General features: G+C 37.9%; 6 protein-coding genes. 4 read left to right on the forward strand and 2 right to left on the reverse strand.

Features of this window, described 5'->3' with window-relative positions; all coding sequences use genetic code 11:
* The first annotated feature begins 96 nt into the window (after nucleotides 1-96).
* The 4 genes from WBM98_RS14280 (at nucleotide 97) to WBM98_RS14295 (ending at nucleotide 4,375) form a co-directional block, all read left to right on the forward strand.
* Nucleotides 97-1,107: a hypothetical protein gene (locus WBM98_RS14280; protein ID WP_424366699.1), complete on the forward strand. Its 1,011-nt coding sequence runs from the start codon at nucleotides 97-99 to the stop codon at nucleotides 1,105-1,107.
* A gap of 39 nt (nucleotides 1,108-1,146) precedes the next feature.
* The gene (locus WBM98_RS14285) at nucleotides 1,147-1,668 is read left to right on the forward strand and encodes a hypothetical protein (protein WP_424366700.1); all 522 of its coding nucleotides are present in this window, start codon (nucleotides 1,147-1,149) and stop codon (nucleotides 1,666-1,668) included.
* An 84-nt stretch (nucleotides 1,669-1,752) separates the two neighbouring features.
* Complete coding sequence (locus WBM98_RS14290) at nucleotides 1,753-3,057, forward strand: YHYH protein (RefSeq protein ID WP_424366701.1); 1,305 nt, start codon at nucleotides 1,753-1,755, stop codon at nucleotides 3,055-3,057.
* 181 nt (nucleotides 3,058-3,238) lie between these two features.
* The gene (locus WBM98_RS14295; protein ID WP_424366702.1) at nucleotides 3,239-4,375 is read left to right on the forward strand and encodes a TolB family protein; all 1,137 of its coding nucleotides are present in this window, start codon (nucleotides 3,239-3,241) and stop codon (nucleotides 4,373-4,375) included.
* Nucleotides 4,376-4,840: 465 nt separating this feature from the next.
* On the opposite strand, the gene WBM98_RS14300 is transcribed toward WBM98_RS14295, so the two are convergent.
* Both WBM98_RS14300 and WBM98_RS14305 read right to left on the reverse strand, forming a co-directional pair.
* Complete coding sequence (locus tag WBM98_RS14300; RefSeq protein ID WP_424366703.1) at nucleotides 4,841-5,431, reverse strand: hypothetical protein; 591 nt, start codon at nucleotides 5,429-5,431, stop codon at nucleotides 4,841-4,843.
* Nucleotides 5,428-5,934: an RNA polymerase sigma factor gene (locus WBM98_RS14305; RefSeq protein WP_424366704.1), complete on the reverse strand. Its 507-nt coding sequence runs from the start codon at nucleotides 5,932-5,934 to the stop codon at nucleotides 5,428-5,430. The genes WBM98_RS14300 and WBM98_RS14305 overlap by 4 nt, the downstream gene beginning before the upstream one ends.
* Nucleotides 5,935-6,243 lie beyond the last annotated feature (309 nt).

Consider the following 6,243-nt stretch of genomic DNA (forward strand, 5'->3'; position numbering starts at 1 on the left):
GTGCCGAATCTATTGGTTTCGGCATGTTTGGGAAAACCGGCTAATCTTTTGATCTGGCTTTAAGAACAGAAAGGATAAAAACAAAACCAACTTACAATGAAGAATATACTTATTTTACTCATAGTCACACTTATAATCGTTAGTTGTGCCGAACGTAAATCGAAATCAAAAGAACTTGCAAAAACTCCCCAAGCGACAGATTACAAGGGAACTGCAAGCATAACACAAGGAATTGCCTCTACAATTACCGAAGATATTTATTCCTGTGAGCGCGGTAGAAAAACAGATCTTGGAAAAATCACATCCACAGATAACAAAGAGTGGATAGTGCCTGCTGAAACCAATTACACGAACAACGATTTTCCATTTGCAGCAGATTTATTTAATTCATGTGAAGGGAAAACCTATAAAACCACTCAGCAAGCTTTATCCAACTATGCCGATTCCCACATCATAACAATTGACACCGATGGAGAACTTTATACCTCCTATATTTTTGCCGATAATTACTTTGAAATGTATGTGAATGGAATTCCCGTTGGGAAAGACAAAGTCGCATTTACAGAATTTAATTCCAGTATTGTAAAATTTAAAGTGAAAAAGCCATTTACGATAGCCATGAAATTGGTGGACTGGGAGGAACACCTTGGTGTTGGTTGCGAAGCCAATAGGGGCAAATCTTTTCACGCTGGTGATGGCGGAATGGTAGCCGTAATTAAAGATGCTCAGGACAACATAATTGCTGGCACCGATGAAAACTGGAAGGCACAAACGTTTTACACTGCGCCCATAATAAATCTCGGTTGTGCATCTGAAGAAGGCAATTACAGATATTCAAAAAACTGCAATACTGAGGGTGGTCAAGATGGTTCATCGTTTTATGCCTTGCATTGGGAACTACCCCCCGATTGGATGAAGACGGATTTTGATGATTCCAAATGGCCAAATGCTACAACCTATACCAACCGAACCATTGGGGTAGACAATAAACCTGCTTACACGAATTTCACTTCAATTTTCGACGATGCCGAGAATGATGCCCAATTCATTTGGTCTACCAATGTCGTTTTAGATAATGAAGTTTTAGTACGATATATCGTTAAATAATATTGAAATTATCTAACAACAAAAACTAGCGATCACGACATGAAAAATAGTTTAGTATTTATTATCATGATTTTGTTTTTAGGAAATGCCTGTACCCATAAAAAAGAAGCTGCTTCTTATAAATATGATGATTTTAAAACCATCAATCCAGATTTTAAATTAAATAGTAAAGCAGTAATTGATGGAAAATTATTAGAAGATTTTAGATGTGAAGAAAAAGTAGATGGCGTAGAAAATTCTATACCGCTATCTTGGTCTAAGGTCCCTAAAGGTGCAAATTCTTTAGCTATAGTCATGTATCACTACCCAAAAAAAGATAATAAATCAGAAATAAATTCATACGTACTATTATGGGGTATCAATCCATCTGTTTCTGAAATTCCATATAAAATGGCTAACAACCCAGATTGGTATATGGGGCCTAATAAAGATGGAACGGCCATATCGTATACCTCACCTTGTTCTCGCGGACCAGGCGAACATGAGTACACTATTGCGCTATTTGCATTATCGGAAACTCCTAATTACTTCCTAAATCCAATTCTCTGGATGTTGATTTAAAGACCTTTATGAAAGCCATTTCCGATGTAAACGTAATTGACATAACAACCTTAACTTTTACGGATTCCAATTAATGATAGACAAATGAAAAAGATAGTATTCATACTGACCATTCTGTTATTATCCTTTAAAGTTTCTGCTCACGAGGGCGGACACGGAGCTTCGACAAAAGTTTGGCATTTTACAAATAGTGAAATGAACTTAAAAGCCGAATTTATTGAAAAAATTGACGAAACCATATATTTAATGAATGAGAAGCATAAGGTAGTCTTCTTCAATATTTCAGACTTTACAAGTCAAGAGCAACAGTATATTTTAACTAAGGGAAATTGGATTAGTGACAAAAACACTTCACAAAATGAATTTCAATTATTTTCAATAAACCACGCTACTATTTTAATTTATTTTGGTTTTGCCTTGCTCCTGTTTTCACTTTTCAAGTATACAAAAAAATCTAAATCCAAAATCTTTGCTTATAGTTTAATAGGACTTGCTTTTGTTATTATGGGTTGTAAAACCAATATTTCGTCAAACGGAATTAAAATGGCAAAAAATGACATTTCCTTTTTAGAATCCATTTTTGGCGTTTTTGACAAAGTAAATACACGATACGATGACCAATATTTCTACATAGAATCAAATGGATTACCAGAACACGAAATGATGACCGGCATTACCAACTGGCAGCAACAAGTACCTATTGATCACGATTATTCGGGTGAAAATGCCTGGGCTATTCCTTTGCAACCTGTATTGGCTGAAAAACCATTATCTACAAAAGAAAATTTTATGAAAGGGGCTATTGCCATCGCAGCAAACGGCATTCCTATTTTCAATCCATTGAACAACCGTGGGGAAGATGCCAATGCCATTGGAGAGCTTGACAAATGGGGCGGTCATTGCGGACGGGCGGATGATTATCATTACCACCTACCCCCTACCCACTTACAGGCTAAAGTAGGCGAAGACAAACCTATTGCTTTTGCCTTGGATGGTTTTGCGGTGTATGGAGAAACCACAGAGGAATTGGACGAAAATTTAGGACTATTTACTTCAGATAGTACGTATCAATATCATGCCGTAAAGAACTATCCTTATTTGATTGCTGCAATGAAAGGTAAGGTTGCGTTAAACCCAAGAACACAAGCCCCAGAAAACGAAATTATGCCACAAGCGAAAACGAGAGGTGTAAGACCTGATTTAAGGCCATTGCGTGGCGCAGAAATCATTGCCTTTGAGAACCCAAAACCCCAACATTATAGTTTAAGCTATAGGGTGAATTCACAAATCCATAAAATAAATTACGGTTGGGACACTGATAGGAATTACACTTTTGAATTTGTAAACCCAGATCGAGAAATAGAAAAATCTAATTATAAAAGAAAATAAATACTACCGTCAATACTTTATATAAAATCATAGCACCCTGCGGAATGCTACGCTTCATATATGAACACGATGGCGATATTTTAGAAACAAGCCAATACGTAAAGTAACATGTATTCGAATAAATCGTCTAAATAAACAAAAGAGGGGAAATTTAGTTGTTCCATGAATAAAAATACAGACTATGAAAAAATGGCATATAATTTTAGTATTCGTTGGTTTTACACTAATAGCATGCATACCAACGAAACCTACAACGAATTCAACTAACGGTAATGCTGCACTTAGTCCAGAATTGCAACAAATCCTTGGCTCTGTAGAATCACTGAAAAGCAGAGCGAAGCGTATTTCCCTGTTAAATGAAAATGGTGGGCGTGTAAGCTGGTCCCCAAATGGTGATGTTATCCTTATGGACCGAAAAAACGATGATGGGTATTACGATATATACATGGTTCGGCCTGACGGGGGCAATGAGCAATGTCTTACCTGCGATCAGCGCAAGGTTTTGGGCATAGGGCATATTGGCCAGCCTGAGTGGCATCCTTCTGGCAAGTACATTGTCTTTCAAGTACAGAAATTAAAGAATCAGGGGAGACCTGGGCGTGACTTGGCTGCCACACCTGGCTTCGGAAGGCATTCGGATCTATGGTTGATGGAATTCGCTTCAAAGCGCTGCTTTCTATTAAGACAAACGCCCGAGACTGAAACCAGTGGCGTTTTGCACCCACATTTCTCCCATGACGGAAAGAACCTTACCTGGGGCGAGATGTATGAAGCACCAACTAGCTCATATGGATACGGCAAGTGGAAGATCCAGGTAGCTGACTTCAACTTCACGAGTGAAATACCCGTCCTTTCCAACATAAAATCGTATGAACCCGGAAAACCCGGTTGGTACGAAAATCATGGTCTTTCACCAGATGGCAAAAAACTGCTATTTACATCATCCTTTGCATTCAATAAGCCTTTTCATGCCAATGTTTATAGTTACGATATCGCTCAAGACCGCTTGGAACTTCTTGCGGACGGAAAATGGAATGAACATGCCTTGTATTCTCCCGACGGCAAAAAAATAGTCTGGATGAGTGGTGCGCATAACAAGAGCGGTACCGACTACTGGAGTATGAATCCAGACGGTAGCGGCAAGGTGGCCATTACGGACTGGAATAATCCCGAATTGCCGACCTGGAAAAACAAAATGATTGTCGCTGCCGATGTGAGCATGAGTCCAGATGGCAAAAGGATGGTCGCTTACCTGCAAACAAATTTATTGACCCAAAATGGAGTGACGGTGCTAATTGAGTTAAAAGACAATTTGTAAATCAACAAGGCAAATACAATGGTACACAAGTAATACCTGAAAGCTGGGTGCTAAAAGCAACGCAACCCCAAGAAAAACGAAAGGGATGCTATGATTATCTTTTAGAAAATAATACGTATTACAACTATCTCTGGTAGGGGAAAGTTCGTGACGGACCGGAAAATGCCCATGACTTTTTTGGGATGGGAAACAAGGGGGAATATGTTTATACCTGTCCAGAGAAGAAGCTTACTCTAATACGGCTGGGATTTGAATATGGGTTCACACCGGGTGCATTTTCATGGCCAGAAATGTTTTATCAGTTTGCCACGTATTTTTAGATACTATCAAGAAGTTGGCAATTATTAAAAATAAAAAAAACAATACATGGTATAGTGCATACAGGGTTAACCCACCTTTGGTACGTAATCCCGCACGACACCAAGGATCAAACATTATCTTCAATAGCTCTAAAAAACTAATTGGCTATTCCTTTAACTCCTTTATCAATGTATCAACTCTAGCTATCCTCGGGGCAATCTCATTTTTAACTCTTTTTTTGCTTAAATGGTATTCATAAACCCCTACTCCTACCAAAACCAAAAATGATATGACACCTATATAACGCGCTAAAGGTCTCTCCCAAAGACCAACAAAAAATAAAAGGTAAATAGGGTAAATGGTTAAAATTGCCCAATTCAGTGAAGTTTCAAGCATTCTCTTTTGGGCAAAAAGGTAGCTTCTAGTCTTTTCTAAATAGTGTAGGTAATTTTCTTCCAGGTCGCTCGGTTTGAATTTTTTTATGCCTTTCATTCGAATTCCTATATATATTGCCCAAATGATGACGAGTACCGATGCAATTTTCATGGAAGTAAAAGGAACCCAATAAACAGCGAAAATCAATGGTGGAATAGTGATCATGGCAGAAATAAAATTCACCTGTTCCATATACCACCACCAACGGTGTAAACGTCCTAAACTTGAGTCTAACTCTAGAATCAATCTTGATTTTTCAAAATTTAAACGTTCCTGATTGCTAGACGATTGCCAGATTTTCATCAATTCATCTTCTATCATAATATATCATTTATACAGTTCAACAATTTGGATTTTATCCGCTTCACCTTTACAGCTATGTTGTTTTCCGATAAGCCTAGAATATTGGAAATCTCCCTATAGGCTAATCCTTCCAAGTAAAGGGCAACTATCGCCTTATCCCCGTCATTCAATTTTTTTACGCATTTTCTTAGACCAATTAGTTTCTCATTTTCGCCTCCGTTCCTTTCTTCCGACCCAAAATTGGCAATTGTTATACTATCTAACCTGATGAATCTATGCTGGTTCTTAGTGTGTTTATTTTTAAAACGAAGGCATACGTTTAAGGCAATTCTGAACATCCATGTACTGAGTGATGAATTGCCTTTAAAGGTGGCCATCGACCTCCAAACATGAACCAAAACCTCTTGAAAAAGGTCTTTGGCGTCTTCAGGGTCTTTTGAATAAATCGAGCAAATTCGAAACAGCTTCTCCTTATTTTCTTCGAAGGCATTAAGAAATATAGTTTCATTTTCTTTTCTCATTATTAAAGCTTGTTGCTACTATTTTAGTTACCGAAGTCTTTCAAATATGACAATATATACTTAAAATGTTTTCCTAATAACAGCAAAAGGACTTCCCATTCGAACGGAAAAAGCTAGTTTAGCAGATGGAATTCACTCAAACGTAGTTGTTTCGAGGGACTTTACACAGACCGATAAAAAAAGAACCCTAAACTTATACAAGAAGTCGTTGGAATTAAATCCTGAAAACCAGAACGCCCTTGATAAACTTAAACAATTGGAGGAATAAAGCCAGTCGCTATCAATGCAGGTCGATGTGTGTCATACCCC

The organism is Maribacter sp., assembly GCF_049667165.1.
In the GTDB taxonomy this organism is placed as follows: Bacteria; Bacteroidota; Bacteroidia; order Flavobacteriales; family Flavobacteriaceae; genus Maribacter_A.